The organism is Apibacter sp. B3919 (assembly GCF_026537405.1).
GTDB lineage: Bacteria > Bacteroidota > Bacteroidia > Flavobacteriales > Weeksellaceae > Apibacter.
This window is the reverse complement of sequence record NZ_JAFNMG010000002.1, coordinates 410,575-434,140: the sequence shown is the minus strand read 5'-3', so window position 1 is coordinate 434,140 and position 23,566 is coordinate 410,575. Positions and strand designations below refer to the sequence as shown.

General features: G+C 33.6%; 19 protein-coding genes and 5 tRNA genes. 20 read left to right on the top strand and 4 right to left on the bottom strand.

Annotation, left to right across the window (positions count from 1 at the left end):
- Positions 1 to 135 precede the first annotated feature (135 nt).
- From rpsU to J3U20_RS05180, 20 genes are all read left to right on the top strand, one after another.
- On the top strand, positions 136 to 330 hold the full coding sequence (gene rpsU, locus J3U20_RS05275) for a 30S ribosomal protein S21 (RefSeq protein ID WP_055425292.1): 195 nt from the start codon (positions 136 to 138) through the stop codon (positions 328 to 330).
- 70 nt (positions 331 to 400) lie between these two features.
- Positions 401 to 1,321: a tyrosine-type recombinase/integrase gene (locus tag J3U20_RS05270; protein ID WP_160541916.1), complete on the top strand. Its 921-nt coding sequence runs from the start codon at positions 401 to 403 to the stop codon at positions 1,319 to 1,321.
- Positions 1,311 to 1,601, top strand: coding sequence for a ribosome hibernation-promoting factor, HPF/YfiA family (gene hpf / locus J3U20_RS05265; RefSeq protein WP_105298060.1), 291 nt, complete (start codon positions 1,311 to 1,313; stop codon positions 1,599 to 1,601). Before J3U20_RS05270 ends, hpf begins: the two co-directional genes overlap by 11 nt.
- A 131-nt stretch (positions 1,602 to 1,732) precedes the next feature.
- A tRNA-Thr gene (locus J3U20_RS05260) sits at positions 1,733 to 1,806 on the top strand.
- Positions 1,807 to 1,816: 10 nt separating this feature from the next.
- Positions 1,817 to 1,899: transfer RNA gene (locus J3U20_RS05255), tRNA-Tyr, on the top strand.
- 81 nt (positions 1,900 to 1,980) lie between these two features.
- A tRNA-Gly gene (locus tag J3U20_RS05250) sits at positions 1,981 to 2,053 on the top strand.
- Between the two features lie 13 nt (positions 2,054 to 2,066).
- Positions 2,067 to 2,138, top strand: a tRNA-Thr gene (locus J3U20_RS05245).
- A 176-nt stretch (positions 2,139 to 2,314) separates the two neighbouring features.
- Positions 2,315 to 3,502, top strand: coding sequence for an elongation factor Tu (tuf, locus tag J3U20_RS05240; RefSeq protein ID WP_105298061.1), 1,188 nt, complete (start codon positions 2,315 to 2,317; stop codon positions 3,500 to 3,502).
- A gap of 51 nt (positions 3,503 to 3,553) precedes the next feature.
- Positions 3,554 to 3,626: transfer RNA gene (locus tag J3U20_RS05235), tRNA-Trp, on the top strand.
- Between the two features lie 14 nt (positions 3,627 to 3,640).
- Positions 3,641 to 3,847 carry a preprotein translocase subunit SecE gene (gene secE / locus J3U20_RS05230; RefSeq protein ID WP_105298062.1) on the top strand — a complete coding sequence of 69 codons (207 nt, stop codon included), beginning with the start codon at positions 3,641 to 3,643 and terminating at the stop codon, positions 3,845 to 3,847.
- A 12-nt stretch (positions 3,848 to 3,859) separates the two neighbouring features.
- Positions 3,860 to 4,405, top strand: a complete 546-nt coding sequence (nusG, locus tag J3U20_RS05225) for a transcription termination/antitermination protein NusG (RefSeq protein ID WP_105298063.1) — start codon at positions 3,860 to 3,862, stop codon at positions 4,403 to 4,405.
- A 46-nt stretch (positions 4,406 to 4,451) separates the two neighbouring features.
- Entirely contained in the window at positions 4,452 to 4,895 is a 444-nt protein-coding gene (gene rplK / locus J3U20_RS05220; RefSeq protein WP_160541915.1) for a 50S ribosomal protein L11, read from the top strand.
- Between the two features lie 11 nt (positions 4,896 to 4,906).
- Positions 4,907 to 5,599 carry a 50S ribosomal protein L1 gene (rplA, locus tag J3U20_RS05215; protein WP_160541914.1) on the top strand — a complete coding sequence of 231 codons (693 nt, stop codon included), beginning with the start codon at positions 4,907 to 4,909 and terminating at the stop codon, positions 5,597 to 5,599.
- An 18-nt stretch (positions 5,600 to 5,617) separates the two neighbouring features.
- Positions 5,618 to 6,142, top strand: a complete 525-nt coding sequence (gene rplJ, locus J3U20_RS05210; protein ID WP_105298066.1) for a 50S ribosomal protein L10 — start codon at positions 5,618 to 5,620, stop codon at positions 6,140 to 6,142.
- 52 nt (positions 6,143 to 6,194) lie between these two features.
- Positions 6,195 to 6,572 (top strand): 50S ribosomal protein L7/L12, encoded by a 378-nt coding sequence (gene rplL / locus J3U20_RS05205; RefSeq protein ID WP_105298067.1) that lies wholly within the window; start codon positions 6,195 to 6,197, stop codon positions 6,570 to 6,572.
- Positions 6,573 to 6,663: 91 nt separating this feature from the next.
- Entirely contained in the window at positions 6,664 to 10,488 is a 3,825-nt protein-coding gene (gene rpoB / locus J3U20_RS05200; protein WP_105298068.1) for a DNA-directed RNA polymerase subunit beta, read from the top strand.
- A 61-nt stretch (positions 10,489 to 10,549) separates the two neighbouring features.
- Positions 10,550 to 14,824, top strand: coding sequence for a DNA-directed RNA polymerase subunit beta' (gene rpoC / locus J3U20_RS05195; RefSeq protein WP_160541913.1), 4,275 nt, complete (start codon positions 10,550 to 10,552; stop codon positions 14,822 to 14,824).
- 17 nt (positions 14,825 to 14,841) lie between these two features.
- Positions 14,842 to 15,144: a DUF3467 domain-containing protein gene (locus J3U20_RS05190; RefSeq protein WP_105298070.1), complete on the top strand. Its 303-nt coding sequence runs from the start codon at positions 14,842 to 14,844 to the stop codon at positions 15,142 to 15,144.
- Positions 15,145 to 15,371: 227 nt separating this feature from the next.
- Positions 15,372 to 18,569, top strand: coding sequence for a SusC/RagA family TonB-linked outer membrane protein (locus J3U20_RS05185; RefSeq protein WP_160541912.1), 3,198 nt, complete (start codon positions 15,372 to 15,374; stop codon positions 18,567 to 18,569).
- Positions 18,570 to 18,584: 15 nt separating this feature from the next.
- The gene (locus J3U20_RS05180; RefSeq protein WP_160541911.1) at positions 18,585 to 20,162 is read left to right on the top strand and encodes a SusD/RagB family nutrient-binding outer membrane lipoprotein; all 1,578 of its coding nucleotides are present in this window, start codon (positions 18,585 to 18,587) and stop codon (positions 20,160 to 20,162) included.
- A gap of 85 nt (positions 20,163 to 20,247) precedes the next feature.
- On the opposite strand, the gene J3U20_RS05175 is transcribed toward J3U20_RS05180, so the two are convergent.
- From J3U20_RS05175 to deoC, 4 genes are read right to left on the bottom strand one after another with little or no spacing between them, the layout of a single operon-like run.
- Complete coding sequence (locus J3U20_RS05175; RefSeq protein WP_160541910.1) at positions 20,248 to 20,784, bottom strand: adenine phosphoribosyltransferase; 537 nt, start codon at positions 20,782 to 20,784, stop codon at positions 20,248 to 20,250.
- 31 nt (positions 20,785 to 20,815) lie between these two features.
- Positions 20,816 to 21,958, bottom strand: a complete 1,143-nt coding sequence (locus tag J3U20_RS05170) for a hypothetical protein (protein ID WP_160541909.1) — start codon at positions 21,956 to 21,958, stop codon at positions 20,816 to 20,818.
- A 30-nt stretch (positions 21,959 to 21,988) separates the two neighbouring features.
- Positions 21,989 to 22,807 (bottom strand): 3'(2'),5'-bisphosphate nucleotidase CysQ family protein, encoded by an 819-nt coding sequence (locus tag J3U20_RS05165; RefSeq protein WP_160541908.1) that lies wholly within the window; start codon positions 22,805 to 22,807, stop codon positions 21,989 to 21,991.
- Positions 22,807 to 23,550, bottom strand: a complete 744-nt coding sequence (gene deoC / locus J3U20_RS05160; RefSeq protein ID WP_160541907.1) for a deoxyribose-phosphate aldolase — start codon at positions 23,548 to 23,550, stop codon at positions 22,807 to 22,809. Before deoC ends, J3U20_RS05165 begins: the two co-directional genes overlap by 1 nt.
- Between the last annotated feature and the right edge of the window lie 16 nt (positions 23,551 to 23,566).

Here is a 23,566-nt window from a genome sequence, read left to right as displayed (position 1 = left end):
CTATCAGGAAAAACAAAATATATCTAATAATTCAACCGAATCTTTCGTTGATATTAAAAATAAATTTGCGTTTGCAAATTATCTTCATATATTTGCACTTCGAAAATAAATGAAGAACAAAAAAGAGATGTTATTATGTTAATTATTCCAGTAAAAGATGGAGAGTCTATTGATAAAGCTCTAAAAAAATATAAAAGAAAATACGATAAAACCGGTGTTGTTAAAGAATTAAGAAAAAGACAACAGTTTATTAAGCCTTCTGTCACTAAAAGACAACAGGTAATTAGAGCAGCTTACAAACAAAGATTGCAAAGTCAAGAAGAAGCATAAGAAACTTTTTCTATAAAATATTAGCCTATTTTTCGAAATTATTTTTAATTTTGAAAAGTAGGCTTTTTATATGTTACAAAAATTTCTTGAATACCTTACCTTAGAGAAACATTACTCTTCTCTTACCATACAAAGTTATGAAAGAGATTTGCTGGATCTTCAAAGCTTTCTTATAGAATCTGAAAGCATTTCTGATGCAGAACATGCCACTGCCAAACAACTAAGGAATTTCATTATTTATCTATCCAATAAAAATTTATCGGAAAAATCCATCAATAGAAAAATTTCTTCTATAAGAAGCTTTTTTAAATTTTTGCTTAAAATTAGTTATTTGGATATAAATCCAACCATACACTTAAAAAATCTTAAACAAAAGAAAAAAGTTCTACTCCCTTACACTGAAGATGAAATTTATTCCATCGAAACTTATATAAATTCTTGTGAGGCAGGAAAAGATAATTCAGATTCCTTTGAAACTCTTAGAAACCATCTCATTTTTGAGATATTTTATCAAACAGGTATCAGAAGAATGGAGCTTCTGCAACTTAAAACTTCAACAATCGATTTAAAAAATCACGCGATTAGAGTTACAGGAAAAAGAAATAAAGAAAGATTAATTCCTATAACTCAAAAATTAACAGAGCAAATAAATGCATTTCTAGCCTATAAAATCAATTTTGGTATACCTTATGAATATTTATTTACCAATAAAAACGGTAAAATTTTAAGTGAAAAGTATGTATATAACCTGATTCATAGATATGTTAGCATGGTAACTACTAAGGATAAAAAAAGTCCGCATATGCTCCGTCATACCTTTGCAAGTCATCTCTTACACAACGGAGCTGAAATCAATTCCATAAAAGAATTACTGGGTCACAGTAGTTTAGCAGCTACACAGGTTTATACTCATAATACTATAGAAGATTTAAAAAAAGTATTCAACCGGTCCCATCCTTTTGGGCTTAAAAATAAAAAAGATGAAAATTAACGTACAAGCAGTAAATTTTAATGCACAAGACACCCTATTGGCATTTTTAAATAAAAAAGTTTTAAAATTAGATCAATATTACGACAAAATAATCAATGCTAATATATTCCTAAAATTGGAAAACGTTGGAAATAAAGAAAATAAGACTACGGAAATCGTTTTAGAAGTTCCCGGTGATGAATTAGTAGCTAAAAAAACGTCCCCTACATTTGAAGAAAGTATTGACTTAGCCTGTGAAGCCGCTAAAAAGATGATACTCAAAAGGAAAGAAAAAATGTAGGTAAAAAATCATATTTTTTTTTCATAAAAATTTGGAAATATTAAAAATTTATCTACCTTTGCAATCCGTTAGACGAAGATAATGATCTTAGAAAAATAACGAAATATTTTCTTTGAAATAAAAAATTTAATGCCGGTATAGCTCAGTTGGCCAGAGCACGTGATTTGTAATCTCGGGGTCGTGGGTTCGAATCCCTCTACCGGCTCGTTTTTGAAGGGGAGATACTCAAGCGGCCAACGAGGACAGACTGTAAATCTGTTGGTTTTTACCTTCGGAGGTTCGAATCCTCCTCTCCCCACAAAAAAAATTAAAAAAAATTTTGTAATTCAAAAAAAATTTCTACCTTTGCAACCGAATTACAAAGGTAATCAAAAAATAAGCGGAAGTAGCTCAGTTGGTAGAGCGTCAGCCTTCCAAGCTGAATGTCGCGAGTTCGACCCTCGTCTTCCGCTCAATTTTTTAACAGCCGATGTAGCTCAGGGGTAGAGCGCTTCCTTGGTAAGGACGAGGTCACGGGTTCAATTCCCGTCATTGGCTCTCAATTATCCAAACATACAATCACAAATTTTATTAATAAGCCTAAACTTTCTTAAAGACATATTTACAAAACAGTTGTTTATAAAAAAGTATTTATTTTTTATAAGCTATTGTTATTTAAAAAAAATTGAGTATATTTGCACTCATTTTTGGAAATATAAACAAACATATTTATCATGGCAAAAGAAACTTTTCAGCGTACCAAACCACATCTTAATATAGGTACAATCGGTCACGTAGACCACGGAAAAACGACTTTAACAGCTGCTATTACAAAAGTATTAGCAGAAAAAGGGTTAGCAGAAAAAAGAGATTTCTCTCAAATTGATGCAGCTCCTGAAGAAAAAGAAAGAGGGATCACAATCAATACTGCACACGTAGAATATCAAACAGAAAACCGTCACTATGCACACGTTGACTGTCCAGGGCATGCTGACTATGTAAAAAACATGGTTACCGGTGCTGCTCAAATGGACGGAGCTATTCTAGTAGTTGCTGCAACAGATGGACCTATGCCTCAAACAAGAGAGCACATCTTGTTATGTCGTCAGGTTAACGTACCTAAAATCGTTGTATTCATGAACAAAGTGGATATGGTTGACGATCCTGAATTATTAGACTTAGTTGAAATGGAAGTAAGAGAATTATTATCTTCTTACGATTATGACGGAGATAACACTCCTGTTATCCAAGGTTCTGCTTTAGGTGCACTTAACGGAGATCCAAAATGGGTTGCTACTGTTGATGAATTAATGGCAGCAGTTGATAACTGGATTGATTTACCGGTTCGTGATCAAGATAAACCATTCTTAATGCCAATCGAAGACGTTTTCTCTATTACAGGTCGTGGAACTGTAGCTACAGGACGTATTGAAGCCGGAGTTATTAACTCAGGTGAAGCTGTAGATATCGTTGGTATGGGAGATGAAAAATTAACATCTACTGTAACCGGAGTTGAAATGTTTAGAAAAATATTAGATAGAGGTGAAGCCGGAGATAATGTTGGATTATTATTAAGAGGTATTGAAAAAACTGATATCCGTCGTGGTATGGTTATCGCTAAACCGGGTTCAATCACTCCTCACAAAAAATTCAAAGCAGAGGTTTATATCTTAACTAAAGAAGAAGGTGGACGTCACACTCCATTCCACAATAACTACCGTCCTCAATTCTACGTTAGAACTACTGACGTAACCGGTACAATTACTTTACCGGAAGGAACTGAAATGGTAATGCCTGGTGATAACTTAACTATTACAGTTGAATTACACCAACCAATCGCACTTAACAACGGTTTAAGATTCGCTATCCGTGAAGGTGGTAGAACTGTTGGTGCAGGTCAGGTAACTGAGATTTTAGATTAATTTAAATAAAATCATAACAAAAGAAAGAACTTTAAGTTCTTTCTTTTTTAAGCGGGTGTAGCTCAGCTGGTAGAGCAGTGGTCTCCAAAACCAAAGGTCGTGAGTTCGAATCTTTCCGCCCGCGCAAAATAATAATAAATGAACGGACTCATTAAGTATTTAAAGGGCGCAATAGAAGAATTTAAAGATCACGTCGAGTGGCCTAAATGGTCCGATCTGCAATCCTCAACAACTGTTGTAGCGATTACATCGATCATTTTGGCTATGTTCTGCTTTGGTGTAGATTGGATTTTTGCTAAAGCGCTTCAGAATATTTATTCTATATTAATAGGATTAAAATCTTAATATTAGGAAGCGATGGATGAAATGAAATGGTATGTACTGAAAACGATCAGTGGGCAAGAATCTAAGGTGAAAATGTATATTGAAAATGAAGTTTTAAGATACGAACATCTTAAAAAAAATCTTGGCCAAGTAGTTGTACCTATGGAAAAAGTAGTACAAATTAGAAACGGAAAAAAAATTCGTAAAGAAAAAGTTTATTATCCCGGCTATGTTATGGTTGAAGCTAATTTAATTGGTGAATTACCACATACTATAAAGAATATTCCCGGTGTAATTAGTTTTTTAAGTGCTACTAAAGGAGGAGATCCACTTCCAATGAGACGAAGCGAAGTGAGTAGAATGTTCGGTAAAATGGATGAATTATCAGAATCTGAAGATACCGTAAACATTCCTTTTGTATTTGGTGAAACCGTGAAAGTTATTGATGGACCATTTAATGGTTTTAATGGAACCATCGAAAAAATAAATGAAGAGAAAAGAAAATTAGATGTGATGGTGTTGATTTTCGGAAGAAAAACCCCCATTGAATTAAGTTTCTCTCAAGTAGAAAAAATATAGGCTGCTTCCACAGATATAAATAAAACATTTTTAAGTAAAAATTAAAATGGCAAAAAAAATTTTTAAAATGGTAAAACTCCAGGTGAAAGGAGGTCAAGCAAACCCTTCACCACCAGTAGGACCTGCATTAGGTGCTGCCGGGGTTAACATTATGGAGTTTTGTAAACAATTTAATGCCCGAACACAAGAAAAGCAAGGACAAGTATTACCGGTTATCATTACTGTATATGAGGATAAATCTTTTGACTTTGTAGTTAAAACTCCTCCTGTAACCGTTCAACTTTTAGCAGCTTCTAAAGCTAAAAAAGGTTCCGGCGAACCAAACAGAGATAAGGTAGCATCCGTTACTTGGAGTCAAGTACAACAAATTGCTGAAGATAAAATGGTAGATTTAAATTGCTTTACTATAGAATCAGCAGTTAGTATGGTTGCAGGTACAGCAAGATCTATGGGTATTAGAGTAACTGGGCAAAATCCCTTAAATAATTAATTGTAGGAATCATGGCAGTTTTAACGAAAAAACAAAAAGCAGTAGTTGCTAAAGTAGATAAATCAAAACTTTATACATTAGAGGAAGCTTCCAATTTAGTTAAAGAAGTTAATTATACTAAATTTGATGCATCCGTTGATATAGCTGTACGTTTAGGAGTAGATCCACGTAAGGCTAATCAAATGGTGCGTGGAGTTGTATCTTTACCTCATGGTACAGGTAAAGAAACTCGTGTTTTAGCTTTAGTTACTCCCGATAAGGAAGAAGAAGCTAAAAACGCAGGTGCTGATTATGTAGGTTTGGATGATTATCTACAAAAAATAAAAGATGGATGGACAGATGTTGATGTAATTGTTACTCAACCTCAAGTAATGGGTAAATTAGGTCCTTTAGGAAGAATTTTAGGTCCTCGTGGATTAATGCCCAATCCTAAAACCGGAACAGTTACCACTGAAATAGGAAAAGCTATTTCAGAAGTGAAAGCAGGTAAAATAGATTTTAAAGTAGATAAATACGGAATTGTACATGCTGCAATAGGTAAAGTATCTTTCGATGCAAAAAATATTCAAGAGAATGCACAAGAAATTATTTCTACTTTAATAAAATTAAAACCTCAGGCAGCAAAAGGAGTTTATGTGAAAAGCATATACCTATCCTCTACTATGAGTCCGGGTATTGCTATTGATCCTAAAGGTATTAACTAATTTTAATTTTACCAAAACATGACAAAACAAGAAAAAACAGAGGTAATTAAAGAATTACAGGAAGTACTTGAAAGTACAAATGTATTATATATAGCTGATACTGATGGATTAAATGCACAACAGACTTCAGAACTAAGAAGAGCTTGTTTCAAAGGTGAAATTTCAATGAAAGTTGTTAAAAACACCCTTCTTAGAAAAGCAATGGAAAATGTAGAAGATAAAGATTTTTCAGGTGTTTTTGAAAGTCTAAAAGGAAACTCTACTATTTTCATTTCAGAAAAAGGAAATGCTCCGGCTAAATTAATACAAAATTTCAGAAAGAAAACTGAAAAACCATTATTAAAAGCTGCTTGGATTGATTCTGCAGTATTTGTAGGAGATGCCCAATTAGAAACATTGGCAAATCTTAAATCCAGAGAAGAGCTTATTGGAGAAATTATTGGATTACTTCAATCTCCAATTAAAAATGTTGTTTCTGCCCTTAAATCCGGTGGGAATACCATTGCCGGTTTGGTTAAAACCTTATCTGAAAAAGAAGAATAATTTCACACTCATAATAAATAGTTGTTAAACAAAAATTAAAACAAAATTAAAAATGGCAGATTTAAAACAATTAGCTGAAACTCTAGTAAATTTAACAGTAAAAGAAGTTAATGAATTAGCTGAAATATTAAAAGAAGAATACGGTATTGAACCTGCTGCTGCTGCTGTAGCTATGGCTGCACCTGTTGCTGGTGCTGATGCTGGTGCTGCTGAAGAAAAAACAGAATTCGATGTTATTCTTAAAGCTGCAGGAGCTAACAAATTAGCTGTTGTTAAATTAGTTAAAGATCTTACAGGTAAAGGTCTAAAAGAAGCTAAAGATGCTGTAGATGGAGCTCCTACTCCAATTAAAGAAGGAGTAGCTAAAGACGAAGCAGAAAGTCTTAAAAAACAGCTTGAAGAAGCTGGAGCTGAAGTTGAATTGAAATAATTCATTCTACCTAAAAATAAAGGTTTAGGCCTCCAATTTAACATTGGTAAGGTCTAAGCCTATTTGTGTTTTAAAGATTTTAATATATCATATGAGTAAATCATTGGCGTCAAAAACTCAAAACCCTAAGAGATTTAGTTTCTCTCACTCTAAAGGACAAATTGAATTTCCTGATTTCCTGGATATACAGGTTAAATCATTTCAGGATTTTTTTCAATTAGAAACCCGTCCTGATCAAAGAAAAAACGAAGGACTTTTTAAAACGTTTACTGAAAATTTTCCTATTTCCGATACTAGGAATCAGTTCGTTTTAGAATTTTTAGATTATTTTGTTGATCCTCCAAAATATTCTATTGAAGAATGCATTGAAAGAGGATTAACTTATAGTGTACCACTTAAAGCACGTCTTAAATTATATTGTACCGACCCCGAACATGAAGATTTTGAAACAGTAGTTCAAGATGTATATTTAGGGCCTATTCCTTATATGACACCAAGCGGTTCGTTTATTATAAACGGTGCTGAAAGAGTTATGGTATCCCAATTACATCGTTCACCTGGTGTATTTTTTGGACAATCTTATCATGCCAACGGTGCTAAATTATATTCTTCCAGAATTATTCCATTTAAAGGATCTTGGATGGAATTTGCTACCGATATCAACGGCGTGATGTATGCTTACATTGACAGAAAGAAAAAACTTCCAATGACAACCTTGCTTCGTGCAATCGGTTATCAAAGTGATAAAGATATATTAGAAATATTTGATCTTGCAGAAGAAGTAAAAGTTAATAAATCCAACCTAAAAAAGATGTTAGGAAGGACTCTAGCTGCAAGAGTTTTAAATACTTGGTTTGAGGACTTTGTTGATGAAGACACCGGTGAGGTGGTTTCTATTGAAAGAAATGAAATTATCCTTGACCGTGAAACTGTTTTAGAAAAGGAACATCTTGATTTAATCATAGATTCCGGAATTAAAACTATTTTAGTTCATAAAGAAAACAGTAATGAATTCTCAATAATTCACAACACATTACAAAAAGACTCTACCAATTCCGAAAAAGAAGCTGTAGAATATATCTATCGTCAATTACGTAATGCTGAACCACCTGATGAAGAAACGGCTAGAGGTATTATCGATAAATTATTCTTCTCTGATGCTCGATATTCTTTAGGTGAAGTAGGTCGTTATCGTATTAATAAAAAGTTAGGATTAAATATATCAGAAGATATTCAAGTTTTAACAAAAGACGATATTATCGCAATTGTTAAATATTTAATTGAATTAATCAACTCAAAAGCTGAAGTTGATGACATCGATCACTTATCTAACCGTCGTGTTAAAACTGTTGGTGAACAATTAGCCGGTCAATTTGGTGTAGGTTTAGCTCGTATGGCTCGAACCATTAAAGAAAGAATGAACGTCCGTGATAATGAAGTGTTTACTCCTATTGACTTGATCAATGCTAAAACCTTAACTTCAGTTATCAACTCTTTCTTTGGAACTAATCAGTTATCTCAATTCATGGATCAAACCAATCCACTATCTGAGGTTACCCATAAAAGACGTATGTCTGCATTAGGTCCCGGTGGTTTATCAAGAGAAAGAGCCGGATTTGAAGTGCGAGACGTACACTACACTCACTACGGTAGAATTTGTCCTATCGAAACTCCGGAAGGACCGAACATCGGTTTGATATCTTCTTTAGGCTGTTACGCTAGAATCAATGACTTAGGATTTATGGAAACCCCATACAGAAAAGTTGTTGACGGTAAAGTAGATTTAGAATCCGAACCTCAATATTTAACTGCGGAAGAGGAAGAAGGAAAAATTATTGCTCAAGCGAACATCAATATGGACAGCGACGGTAAAATTCTTGATGAGAGAATCGTTGCCAGAGAGGAAGCTGATTATCCGGTTGTTGAACCTGATAAAGTGGATCTGATGGATGTTGCACCTAATCAAATTACAGGTATTTCCGCTTCATTAATCCCTTTCCTTGAGCACGATGATGCGAACCGTGCTTTGATGGGTTCAAACATGATGCGTCAAGCAGTACCCTTATTGAAACCTCAAGCTCCAATTGTTGGAACCGGTTTAGAATTTCAAGTAGCTAAAGATTCACGTATCTTAATTAATGCAGAAGGTGAAGGAGTAGTAGAATATGTAGATGCTAACATTATTACTATTAAATACGACAGAACCGAAGAAGAAGAATTAGTTAGCTTTGATTCTGCAAGTAAGACATATAAATTAACGAAATTCAGAAAAACCAATCAAAGTACTTCTATAACGCTTAAACCTATCGTTAAAGCAGGTGATAGAGTTTCTAAAGGTCAAGTTTTAACTGAAGGTTATGCTACCGAAGATGGAGAACTTGCTTTAGGTAGAAACCTTCTAGTAGCTTTCATGCCTTGGAAAGGATATAACTTTGAGGATGCGATTGTTATTAATCAAAGAGCAGTTAGCGAAGACTGGTTTACTTCTATTCACGTAGACGAATATTCTTTAGAAGTTCGTGATACCAAATTAGGTATGGAAGAACTTACACCGGATATTCCAAACGTAAGTGAAGAAGCTACTAAAGATCTTGATGAAAACGGTATGATCCGTATTGGAGCAGAAGTTAAACCCGGAGATATTTTAGTAGGAAAAATTACTCCTAAAGGAGAATCTGACCCAACTTCAGAAGAAAAATTACTTCGTGCCATATTCGGGGATAAAGCCGGAGATGTAAAAGATGCTTCTCTAAAAGCAGAACCTTCTTTAAAAGGTGTGGTAATTAATAAAAAATTATTTACACGTAACATTAAAGACAAACGTAAAAGAGGGGACGAAAAATTAAAAATTGAACAATTAGAAGCTGAATTTAAAGTAAAGCTTAATGATTTAAAAAATCAACTATTAGAGAAATTATATGTCCTTCTAAATGGTAAAACTTCTCAAGGAATCTATAATGATTTAAATGAAGAAGTAATACCAAAAGGAGTAAAATTCACTCAAAAGCTTTTATCTAGTATTGATGACTATTTTAATTTAGCTGGAGAAAATTGGACTTTAGATGATAATAAAAACAATTCTATTAAAGAATTGCTTCACAACTATAAAATAAAACATAACGATTTACTAGGTTCTCTAAATAGAGAAAGACATACTATTTCTGTTGGAGATGAATTACCGGCCGGTATCGTTAAATTGGCAAAAGTTTATATTGCTAAAAAACGTAAACTAAATGTTGGAGATAAAATGGCAGGTCGTCACGGTAACAAAGGTATTGTTGCTAGAATAGTACGTGATGAAGATATGCCATTCCTAGAAGACGGAACACCGGTAGATATTGTCCTTAACCCATTAGGGGTACCTTCCCGTATGAACATTGGACAGATTTACGAAACAATTTTAGGATGGTGCGGTAAAAAATTAGGTAAAAAATTCGCAACTCCTATCTTCGATGGAGCTACTTCCGAGCAAATCGATGAACTTACAAAAGAAGCAGGAGTACCACAGTGGGGAACTACTTATTTATATGATGGAGGAACCGGAGAACGTTTTGAGCAAAAAGCAACTGTGGGAGTTATCTATATGTTGAAATTAGGACATATGGTTGATGACAAAATGCACGCACGTTCAATCGGACCATACTCATTAATTACTCAGCAACCATTAGGAGGTAAAGCTCAATTTGGAGGTCAGAGATTCGGAGAAATGGAGGTTTGGGCTTTAGAAGCTTTCGGAGCATCAAACATTCTAAGAGAAATTATAACAATTAAATCTGATGATGTAATAGGTAGAGCTAAAGCCTATGAATCAATTGTTAAAGGTGAACCAATGCCGGAACCGGGTATACCTGAATCATTTAATGTATTTTTACATGAATTACAAGGTTTAGGGTTGGATGTAAGATTGGAAGAATAAATATTTCTTTCTTAACTCTTAATAAATTTAAATTTTTTTCAATTTAATTGATTACAAAATAATGGCAGTTAAACAAAGAACTAGCAAATTTAGTAAAATTATAATCGGATTAGCTTCTCCGGAAAGTATATTACAACAATCTAGAGGAGAGGTTTTAAAACCTGAAACAATCAATTATCGGACTCATAAACCTGAACGAGACGGTTTGTTTTGTGAAAGAATATTCGGTCCGGTAAAGGACTACGAATGTGCTTGTGGGAAATATAAAAGAATACGTTACAAAGGAATTGTTTGTGATCGATGTGGAGTTGAAGTAACGGAAAAAAAAGTTAGACGTGAAAGAATCGGACATATCAACTTGGTAGTGCCTGTGGCACATATCTGGTATTTCCGTTCTTTACCCAATAAAATTGGATATTTATTAGGTATTCCATCCAAAAAACTGGATATGATTATCTACAACGAACGTTTTGTAGTAATTCAAGCCGGAATAGCTAAAAAATTAAATGGTGAAGAATTAGAACATCTTGAATTTTTAACGGAAGAAGAATATTTAGATATATTAGAAACTCTTCCTATTGAAAATCAATATTTAGATGATTCTGATCCGAATAAATTTGTTGCCAAAATGGGAGCAGAATGTTTGGAAGAACTTTTAAAGAGAACAGATTTAGATGCTTTATCTTATGAATTAAGACATAAAGCCAATAATGAATCTTCCAAACAAAGAAGAACAGAAGCGTTAAAACGATTACAAGTAGTTGAATCTTTCAGAGATGCTAATTCCAATGGTCGCATTAACAGACCGGAATGGATGATCATGAGAGTGATACCTGTAATTCCTCCGGACTTACGTCCGTTAGTTCCCTTAGATGGAGGGCGTTTTGCTACTTCTGACTTAAATGATTTATATCGTAGGGTTATTATCAGAAACAATCGTTTAAAACGATTAATTGAAATTAAAGCCCCTGAAGTAATTTTACGTAATGAGAAGCGTATGCTTCAGGAAGCTGTTGATTCTTTATTTGATAATACCAGAAAATCATCTGCGGTTAAATCTGAATCTAACAGACCTTTAAAATCTCTGTCTGATTCTTTAAAAGGTAAACAAGGACGTTTCCGTCAAAACTTATTAGGTAAACGTGTGGATTATTCTGCTCGTTCGGTAATTGTTGTAGGTCCTTCCCTTCAACTTCATGAGTGCGGACTTCCTAAAGATATGGCTGCAGAGCTTTATAAACCTTTTATCATTCGTAAATTAATTGAAAGAGGAATTGTAAAAACTGTAAAATCCGCTAAGAGAATTATTGAAAGAAAAGAGCCGGTAGTTTACGATATCCTGGAAAATGTAATGAAAGGACATCCGGTATTGTTGAACCGTGCCCCTACTCTTCACCGTTTAGGTATTCAAGCATTTCAACCTAGAATGATTGAAGGAAAAGCTATTCGTCTTCACCCGTTAGTTTGTACTGCGTTTAATGCAGACTTTGACGGTGACCAAATGGCGGTGCATTTACCTTTAGGACCGGAAGCTATTTTGGAAGCTCAATTATTGATGTTGGCTTCTCAAAACATTTTAAATCCGGCTAACGGATCTCCTATTCAAGTACCTTCACAAGACATGGTTTTAGGATTATATTATATGACTAAACCATTAACACCTACGGACGAAATTAAAGTTAAAGGACACGGATCTATTTTCTATTCTTCAGAAGAGGTAGACATTGCTTATAATGAGAAAGCAGTAGATTTAAATGCTATCATTAAAGTAAAAGCAACAGTTGTAGAAGGTGAAGAATTAGTTGAAAAAATGATTGAAACTACTGTAGGACGTGTGTTATTTAACAAAATCGTACCTAAAAAAGTAGGTTTCATCAATGAAGTATTGACTAAAAAATCATTACGTAACATTATCGGTACCATATTACAAAGAACTGATTTCCCTACCACAGCTAAGTTTTTGGATGATATGAAAACTTTAGGATATGCTACTGCATTTAAAGGTGGATTATCATTTAGCTTAGGTGATATTAAAACTCCTGAAGAAAAGAAAATCATGATTCAGGAAGCGAATGAACAAGTGGATGGGATCAGAGCTAACTATAATATGGGATTAATTACCAATAATGAAAGATATAATCAGGTAATTGATGTTTGGACTAATACCAATGCACGATTAACAGATTTAATCATGCAACGAATGAAAACCGACAAAGGTGGATTCAACTCTGTATATATGATGCTTGACTCCGGTGCACGGGGATCTAAAGAACAGATTCGTCAGTTAGCAGGTATGCGTGGATTGATGGCAAAACCTCAAAAAGCGGGATCTTCCGGAGGTGAAATTATTGAAAACCCTATTATCTCTAATTTCCGCGAAGGACTTTCCATCCTTGAGTACTTTATTTCTACTCACGGGGCTCGTAAAGGTCTTGCAGATACCGCATTAAAAACCGCTGACGCAGGTTATTTGACTCGTCGTTTAGTGGATGTGGCACAAGATGTTATTATTAATGAACAAGATTGTGGAACTTTAAGAGGTATCGAAATTTCTCCGTTGAAGAAAAATGACGAAATTGTTGAACCATTATCTGAAAGAATTTTAGGACGTGTATCTCTTCATGATGTATACCATCCTGATACAGATGAGCTATTAATTGAAGCAGATCAAATGATAACTTCCGAAATAGCTAAATTAATTCAACAATCCGGAATTGAATCAGTGGAAGTTCGTTCGCCTTTAACTTGTGAATCTAAAAAAGGTATTTGTGCTAAATGTTATGGTGTAAACCTTTCAACCAATAAATTAATCAACAAAGGGGAAGCGGTTGGAGTTATTGCAGCTCAATCTATCGGTGAACCGGGTACACAGCTTACCTTAAGAACCTTCCACGTGGGAGGTACTGCAGGAAACGTTGCAGAAGTTAGCAGCATTATTGCTAAAAGAGACGGAAAAGTTGAATTTGATGATATTAGAACTGTTGAAAGTGAAGACGAAAACGGAAATAAAGTTTCAATCGTTGTTTCTCGTTCCACAGAATTTAAATTATTGAATGCGGAAGGAAACATTCAAATGCTTACCAACATTCCGTATGGTTCTACTTTATTAGTTGAATCTGGTGATGAAGTTAAGAAAGGAGATATCATTTGTAAATGGGATCCGTATAATGCAATTATACTTTCTGAAACTGCCGGTAAGATCGAATACGAACAAATTGAGCAAGGTTCCACTTATCAACTAGAAATAGACGAACAAACCGGATTTGAAGAAAAAGTAATTTCAGAATCTAGAAATAAAAAATTAATTCCTACCTTAAAAATATTAGATACTAAAGGGAATGAGTTAAAATCAATTAACTTACCGGTTGGTGCACACCTTATCGTAAATGATGGTGAAAAAATTAAGGCAGGAAGAATCTTAGTAAAGATACCAAGAAGATCAGCTAAAGCCGGGGATATTACAGGTGGTTTACCTCGTGTTACCGAGCTGTTTGAAGCACGAAATCCTTCCAATCCGGCTGTTGTTTCAGAAATTGACGGTGTAGTTAGTTACGGTAAAATTAAGAGAGGTAATCGAGAAATAGTTATTGAGTCTAAAACCGGTGAAATTAAAAGATATTTGGTTAAATTATCTAATCAGATTCTTGTACAGGAAAATGACTTCGTACATGCTGGAGATGCCTTATCTGATGGAGCTATAACTCCTAACGATATTCTTAACATCAAAGGGCCTACTGCCGTTCAGGAATATTTGGTAAATGAAATTCAAGAAGTATACCGATTACAAGGGGTAAAAATCGATGATAAACATTTCGAAATTATTGTTCGTCAAATGATGACTAAAGTAGAAATTGTTGATTGCGGTGATACTAAATTCTTAGAAGGTAATCTTGAACATAAGATTGACTTTATTGAGGAAAATGATCGTATTTTCGGAATGAAAGTTATTACTGATCCCGGAGACAGTTTGGAATTAAAAGCCGGACAAATTATTACTTCAAGGGAACTTCGAGATGAAAATTCTAAATTGAAACGTGAAGATAAGAAATTGGTTGAAGCTAGAGAAGCGCTTCCGGCTACTGCCAGTCCTGTACTACAAGGTATTACAAGAGCCTCTTTACAAACCAAATCATTTATCTCTGCAGCATCTTTCCAAGAAACAACTAAAGTTTTAAATGAAGCTGCTGTTGCCGGTAAAGTTGATTATCTAAACGGATTGAAAGAAAATGTTATCGTAGGACACAGAATCCCTGCCGGTACCGGTTTAACTGAATATCAACACGTAGTTGTAGGTTCGAATAAGGAATTTGAGGAAATGATAACCGAAAAAATTTAACCAAAAACTAATTCGAAATGGAAAATCAAAATCAGAATCAACAAGACTTAAATATTGAATTGACGGATGAAGTAGCTTCCGGGGTATTTTCAAATTTGGCATTAATAAATCATTCTCCGACTGAGTTCGTAGTAGATTTTATACAAATAATGCCGGGGGTCCCTAAGGCTAAAGTTAAATCAAGAATCATTTTAACTCCTGAACATGCGAAACGATTATTAACAGCTTTAACTGATAATATTCAAAAATTCGAACAACAATTTGGTGCAGTTAAAGATGATACCTACCATTTAAATTTTGGTCCTAAAGGTCAAGCTTAAATAGTCTAAAAGTCAACAAATTATTTATAATAATAATGAAGCCGAGGTAAACCCTCGGCTTTTTTTATTAATGGTTTAATAGTTTACATCATAAAAGGCCGATATTTTTATAATATAGACAACTAAATAAAGGAATTAATTTGTGAATTATGTAATTATTTAACAATTATTTTACGATAATTAAAAAATATATTATATATTTGAAACGATAAATTAATGTATTAGATATGAGAGTAAACCGAATTTTCTTAGGATTTTCGTTTATCTTCTTGGGTTCGGCTTTTGCCTGGGCTCAGATGAAAACGATTAGCGGGAAAGTTCTTGGGAGTGACGGTCAGCCACAAGCTGATGTTTCTGTTACGATACAAGGATCTACCAAAAAAACGTATACTGACGACTCAGGAAATTTTTCAATTGATGCTGAACCCGGACAAACCATCGAAATTTTATCATTTGATGACGAAACTGCAAGTTTTATTGTTAATGATCAAAGTTTCTATGATGTGGTTCTACAGTCTCCAGTTACAGAAAACAAAGAACCTGCTGAAAAAAAGGAAACAGTAATTGAAGGAGTCGTGGTAACTGCTTTAGGTATCACAAGAGAAAAAAAGTCGTTGGGTTATGCGACTCAATCAGTAAATGGCGACGATCTTTCCGTTACCAGAGAAAGTAATCCAATTAATTCACTTTCGGGAAAAGTATCGGGATTGCAAATCGTTAATAATAGTGGGACCATGGGAGGTTCAACACAAATCAGATTAAGAGGAATGAGGTCTCTATCTCAATCCAATAAACCTCTTATTGTTGTAGACGGTATTCCTTTAATTGATCAAAATATCAATGATAAAAACACTGAACGAGGAGCCGGTGGAATTGATTATGGTGATTCATTCGGTGACATTAATCCCGACGATATAGCAAATATTTCCGTACTTAAAGGAGCTACTGCCGCGGCATTATACGGATCCAGAGCCATGAATGGTGCTATAATGATTACCACAAAAAAAGCAAAAAGAGGTAAAACTGAGATTGTCTTTAATTCAGGAGTTGTATTTGACAAAATATACAAAATGCCTCATCAACAAAAATTATATGGTGGTGGCGGAAGCAAAACATTTGCAACAAAAAATATTAATGGTGTGGATTACCTGGTGGTTGACTATAGAACCGATGAATCTTGGGGGCCAAAATACGATCCGAATGTTAAAGTCTTACATTGGAATGCATTCGATCCAGAATTTCCAAATGATTATTTAGTTGCAAAACCGTGGATATATCCTAAAAATGATTACAAGAAATTTTTCAAAACCGGTGTAACATACAATAATGGTATTTCTTTTAGCAGAAGTGTTGAAAATACTAATATCAGAGTGGGATATAATAATACTAAATCATCCGGAATAACCCCAAATTCAGACTTAACCAAAAATTCATTATCCATGAATCTGAATTCTAAATTATCTGATGATTTAAAAATAAATGCTTCTGCAGCTTATACTTCTACAAGAGGTTTCAACAGACCTGAAGTGGGATATGACAATAACAACATTATTCAAAAAATGTTTCATTTTGGTCAAACCTCATTAGACTATAATGATCTACAAAAATATGAGTTAGCAGACGGTACTCAAAGAACTTGGAATAGAGAATCTTGGGATAATCCAAAACCCGCTTATTCAGATAATCCCTATTGGACAATAAACAAAAATACCAATAAAGATAATAGAGATCGTTTATATGGTACTGCCGGATTAATTTATAACATAACAAAAGATATGTATGTTAATGGAAAGGTAATGCTTGATACCTATACTCTTCATACAGAAAACAGAACAGCTGTTGGATCACATGCTCTTTCTCAATTTAAAATTTCAGAGAGAAAATATACTGATCTAAATTATGAAGCAACTTTACATTATGACAAAAATATAGGGAACTTTTCACTTAATTCTTTTGCCGGAACTAACCGAAGGGAATACACATATAGAAGAATGAATGGAAAAACTAAAGGAGGACTAATTATAAGAGACTGGTATAATCTAAATAATTCATTAGAGCCGTCTTTAGTTATGAATGAAAAAGAGAAGAAAAGAGTAAACAGTTTGTTTTATTCATTTAGTTTAGGATATGACAATTTTGTATTCTTAGAAACTACCGGTAGAAATGACTGGTCTTCTTCTTTACCTTCTAAAAACAATTCTTTTTTCTATCCATCGGTGGCAACCAGTTTTGTAGTTACTAGATATCTTACCAGCAATTGGTTGGAATTTTTAAAAATTAGAGGGGGATATTCTGAAGTTAGAAATGATACCGATCCTTATCAACTCATCAATACATTTTACAATATAGATGAGGAAGAGGATCCGGATTATGGCAGCTTGTATTTAAAAGATCCTTGGTTTTGGTTAACAACTGTTGCTAAAACAGATAAATTAAAACCCGAAAAATTAGAATCTTTTGAATTGGGGGTAGAATTTCAAATGTTCCAAAGAAGATTAAACGGGGATATTTCATTATATCAAACTACCACCAAAGACTTAATAACCAAAGTACCTTTAGACGGTTCTGCCGGTTTCAAATATGCGATGATGAATGCCGGAAAATTAGTTAATAAAGGAATAGAAGTTTCATTGAATATAGTTCCTATTAGAAAGGAAAATTTTAGATGGGATTTTAATTATAATTTTTCAAAATCTGATAATGAAATCAAATCTTTGAGTGAGGATTTAAGTTCACTAACCATAGCTAAAGCTCCATTTAATGCTTTTGTCGTTGCACTACCCGGGTATAGATACGGACAAATATACGGGACAGATTTTGTTTATAAAGATGGAAAAAAAGTGGTGGGTAGTAATGGGCTATATCTGAAAACCGATAAAAACGTACCCTTAGGATCAATACTTCCCGATTTTAATATGAGCTTTAGAAATTCTTTCACTTATAAAAATTGGAGCTTAGGATTTCAAATTGATTGGCAAAAAGGCGGTAAATATTTTTCAACTACCCATATGCTAGGTATGAGCTCCGGAATATTACCTGAAACTGCTGCAAATGGAATTAGAGAAAACGGTATTATTGTAGACGGCGTTAAAGAAAATGGAAAACCTAATGATATTAGAGTTTCAGCAACAGAATATTCTAAGCATTTTTTTAGTGGACCTAGTGCACAAAATGTATTCGACGCGGATTACATCAAACTGCGTGAATTGTCACTAGCTTATTCTCTTCCCTCTCAATATTTAGGAGATTTTATTAATTCCATAACATTTTCTGCCTTTGCAAGAAATTTATTTGTATGGGGACTAGATTGGAAATCCATGGATCCTGAAGTTGCTAATTATGGTAGTGGAAATGCTTCAGGAATTGAAGGGGGATCGATGCCTACTACCAGATCATTTGGAGTTAATGTGCAAGTTAAGTTCTAAATTAAAATATTCAATATGAAAAAAATAACCATTTATATAGCTTCTCTAATTTTTCTATCTGCCACCGTTTCTTGCGACAATGATTTTGAAAACATCAATACCAATCCCAACAATCCGGAGAAGGTTCCCGGTTATACTACTTTTAGATACGGTAGCCGATATTTTATTGATAACACTCGAGATGAATGGGGATCCGGAAGAATGGTTCTTCCTTGGATACAGTATTGGTGTCAGGTAAATTATACGGAAGAAGATCGATATCAGTATAGAGACGGAGCTAATCAAAACTTATGGAAAGATTATTATCGCGCTGCAGAAAATCTTAAAACCTCCATTGAATTAGTAGAAGCCGATCCGATAAGCAATATGCAATTTGGTGCTATAAACAATCAAATAGCTGTCGCTAGAATAATGTTAAGTTATTTATTTATGCAACTTACAGATACCTACGGAAATGTTCCTTATTGGTCTTACGGGGGACAATCTAATCCGGATTTTCAGGCTTTACAGGTTGAAAAATATAAAACTCCAAAATTTGCTTCACAAATAACCATATATAAAGACATTTTAAAAGAATTAAAAGAAGCTTCCGCCCAACTTGATCCTTCTGAAAAAGTCACTACAGGAGATCACATGTATGATGGAAATGCGTTAAAATGGAAAAAATTTGCCAATTCTTTACGCCTAAGATTAGCTAATCGTTTAAAAAGCGTTTTACCTGAAGCATTAGACGAAGCTATTGATGCGTCAAAGGATGTATTTACATCTAATGATGATAACGCAGTATTTGCGTATGGAAATACTACATCAGATGCTAATCCAATGTGGATGGCTTATTTTGTTAAAAATAGGACTGATTTTGCAGTAACCAATACTTTTATTGAATTATTAAAAGGAAAAACAGGTAATTTTTCTGCTGATCCAAGACTTTATAAATTCTCCTCTCCTAAAAAAGCAAGTATAGACGATGTAAAAAATAATACGTATATATCATCCACTAATTTAGATGATTATGAAGGAATGCCTTATGGTGTTAAAAGCGAAATGGCATCTGAAGTGTTCACCTCCAGCACTATTTCTTTCCCTAGTTATGACGTTTTACATATTAACAGAGGTGAAGTACTTATGGAATATGCTGAAGTTGAATTTATATTATCCGAATTAAATAATTGGGATCAAGCACATTATGAAAGTGGTGTAAAAGCTTCACTTGATAAGTGGAATGTATCTGCTGCAGAACAAACAGCCTTTTTAAGCATTTTGCCGCCGGCAAACGAAGAAAATGTACTAACACAAAAATATATTGCACTTTATATGCAACCTCATGAGGCATGGGCTGAATATAGAAGAACCGGGTATCCTAAAACTTTATTATTACCTAATCAATCGCATACTCTTCCGGCGTATAATAAAACTCCCGAAGGAACTACGTATACTTTTATGCCTTTAATCAATAATATGATTGATCTACCGACTCGTATTCCTTATCCTTCTCATCTTTCTACACAGAATTCAAAAAATTATAATGAAGCTGTTAAAGGATTGGGAGGACCTGATGATATGAAAACAAAATTAGTTTGGGATGTAAATTGATACTTAGTTAAAATTTCATATATAAATAACGCTCTGTTTAATTATAAACAGAGCGTTGTTATATTTATAAAGCGATTTTTTAAATTTAATATTCTACCAGTAATTGAATATCCTGTGTATACTTTTTTAACTCATCTAGACCTCCCAAAAAGGAAAGTCCCAATATAAAGCTAAATTGAGAGACTACTGCATCACAATTTTGTACCAATTTAGCACATGCAGAAGCTGTTCCTCCTGTTGCTAGAACGTCATCATGAATTAGAATTCTTTGTCCCGGCTTAATGTGTCCTTTTTTAACTTCAATAATTGCTGAACCATATTCTAAATCATATTCTTGGGAGATTATCGGAGGAGGCAATTTCCCTGCTTTACGTACCAATATAAACGGCAAACCAAGCTCCCTGGCAATTTGAACTCCGAATAAATACCCCCTACTCTCAATACCACAAACTGCATCAATTTTACCTCTACTTAAATCAGCAAAAGCTTTTACAATTTTGGAACACAAATCTGCATTTAAAAATATGGGAGAAATATCTTTATATTGAATGCCTTCTTTTGGAAAATCTTGAACTCTATCAATATGTAAATCTATTTCTTGGCTTAAACTTAATTCTTTCATTCAATTCATTTTTAATTTTACTTAAAATATCTTATTTCCAAGTATCTTCTTTTATTTCTTTAGTTTCTGTATTTGTTATTAACCAATTATCTTTAACTTTTTTTAGTATAAAATTTTGAGTTAAAGTTTTTATTTTTCCATTAATGTCTTTGATCTGATATTGTACATTAACAGTTTGTTTATCATCATTCTTTTCTTCTAATTGTGCGTTTATTAAGTTAGTAGCAGCAATAGTTCCAAATCCATTGGTAGTAGACGAAAATTGATCTAAAGAAGTCCATTTAGGATTCTGTGCTAAATTATAAGCATCGGAATATTGCTTATCACCAATTAATTGTATAAATTTTTTAACATTGTCCAACGCAACTTGTTTATTTATTTCATCCTCTATAGGTGTGGATGCATCTCTTATTTTGGATAAATCTATAGGAATACCCGACAGTTTACCGTATAGGTATTTATCTTCGGCATTAATCTTTATTTCAACATCCAGGGAGGATGTCGCCAATTTTTTGTTATCAAACATGAAAAAAGGAATTTTAATACCTTTATTTAATGAGGGATCTCCCACTGCCGAAGAATTAATTTCTCTTTGGATTACATATACTATGGTACCATTGTTTATAAATGATATGGATAAAGTCAATGGTAAATCAGCATAAAAAATTTCTGATCCTGAATCATCAATTAATTCGGGGTATAAATAAAATCCATCATTGATGGTTTCATCTTTGCTAATCGGAGAATAACGAATATTGATCCGTGTTGCTTTTTCTATTTGTTTTAGTTTTTGCTCAGCTTCAGTTAATGGTTTTAAATCATTATCGAAAACAGAAGGATCTACTGAGTTCATGGAAGTGCTGGACCAAGCAATCTTGTTCTTCTTTGCTATATCCTCTGCTATATCAAAAATTTGTTCGGCATTTTTACCATTAAGTAAAGTATAGAGTTGTTCCCATCTCTTATTCTCATCAGATCCTTCTGTTTTAAACTTATAAATCAGTTTAACCGCTTCTTGAATTTTATCCTGTTGTAGGATAGTCAATTTGGACGATATAGATTTTACACTTTTAGTAAAGGTTTCCTTTGATGTCCCGTCAATTACCTTATATTCTTTTTCACAAGAAGAACATAAGAAAATAAAGGTTAACCCTATCAAAAATATTTTTCTCATAAAAGTATGTTTGTCACAGGTAAAAATACATTAATTATTTTTAACGATATACCCCGATATTTTTAATGATGAAAGATTTTTATAAGTAATTAGTGCTTTGGTTTCATAATCTATGATATTCAATCCGGCATATTTAGCAATGGCGTGTCCACCGGCAATATCCCAAAAATTAATGGGACTTAATCGTGCATATTCGTTTGCTTTTCCTTCTGCTACCAGGCCAATTTTAATGGCGCTGCCCATCTGTAAAACAACAATTTCTGAATGTTGTAATTTTAAGTTTTTTATATACTCTTCATCCACATGACTATAGTGGGAACGACTTGTTAAAACGGTATATTTTTTTAAATCGGGTTTAAAAGGTAATGTAACGGATTGTTCCAGTAGTTTGTCCGTAAGATCATCTTCATTCAGTAACGCATATAAATCTTCATACTTTCCATTCCATTTATAACTACCTAATCCTTCCGCAGCAAAATAAAACAATCCCATAGAGGGAGCAGCTAAAACTCCGAGCAAAGAAGTTTCGGGAGTCAGTAAGCCAATTGAAATACAATATTCTCCGGTTTTATTCACATATTCTTTAGTTCCGTCAATTGGATCTACACACCAATATTTTTCCCAACTTCCCATTACCTTTTCCGATTCATGCTCGGTTTCTTCACTTAAAATAGGAATTGATGTTTGTTTTAAATAAGTGGTAATAATTTCATTTGACTTAAGATCACCCGTTGTTACGGGTGATTGATCTTTTTTTAAGGAAACTGAAAAGCCATCCTCATATATCTTATGGACTTCTTGAGAAGCTTCTATAGCAGCTTTTAGCGCTATATTAATTAGTTTTTTCATTAGTATGAATCATTTGTATTACCTTTTTGAGATAAGGCTTTTGCCGAAGAAGTTCCAATTCTTTTTACTCCCATTTCAATCATTTTCACTGCTTCATCGTAGGTTCTAACTCCACCAGCTGCTTTTACCAGCAAGGGTTGAGAATATTTAAGCATAATTTCCATTGCATGGAACGTCGCTCCATTTGGTTTTCCCTCTTCTGCTTGGTAAAAACCGGTGGAAGATTTCACAAAAATGTTACCAAATTCATTCTTTTCAAAGTTTTCTTGAGCCCAGGTGGAAAAATAAGAGCAAATGGATTGGATTTGTTCGTCAGTTAATGCCGCAATCTCAATAATCCATTTAACCACTTTGGATGCTTTTAAACCTAATGACGTTCCGGTAATAAATTCTTGTTTAATTAAATCGATATCTCCCTTTTTAAAAGCCTCATAGTTGATTACATAATCCAACTCATCCACTCCATCTTCAATAGCTTTCTGTGCCTCTGCGATTTTTTCAGTTAATGAATAGGTACCTTCATGAAACCCAATGACGGTACCTACTTTTACCTCAGAATCAACTTTTTGAATCATTTCTTTCACTTTTTTAATGTATTCGGGACGAATCATTACTAAATAAAAATGATTTTCAATTGCTTCTTCAGTAAGTTTTTTAACTTCTTCCCAAGTTTGTTCTTCGGTTAATCCACTTTGAGAAGGTAGCTTAAGGTAAGTTGAATCTAAATACTTTGTTATATCCATTTATCTTATAATTTTT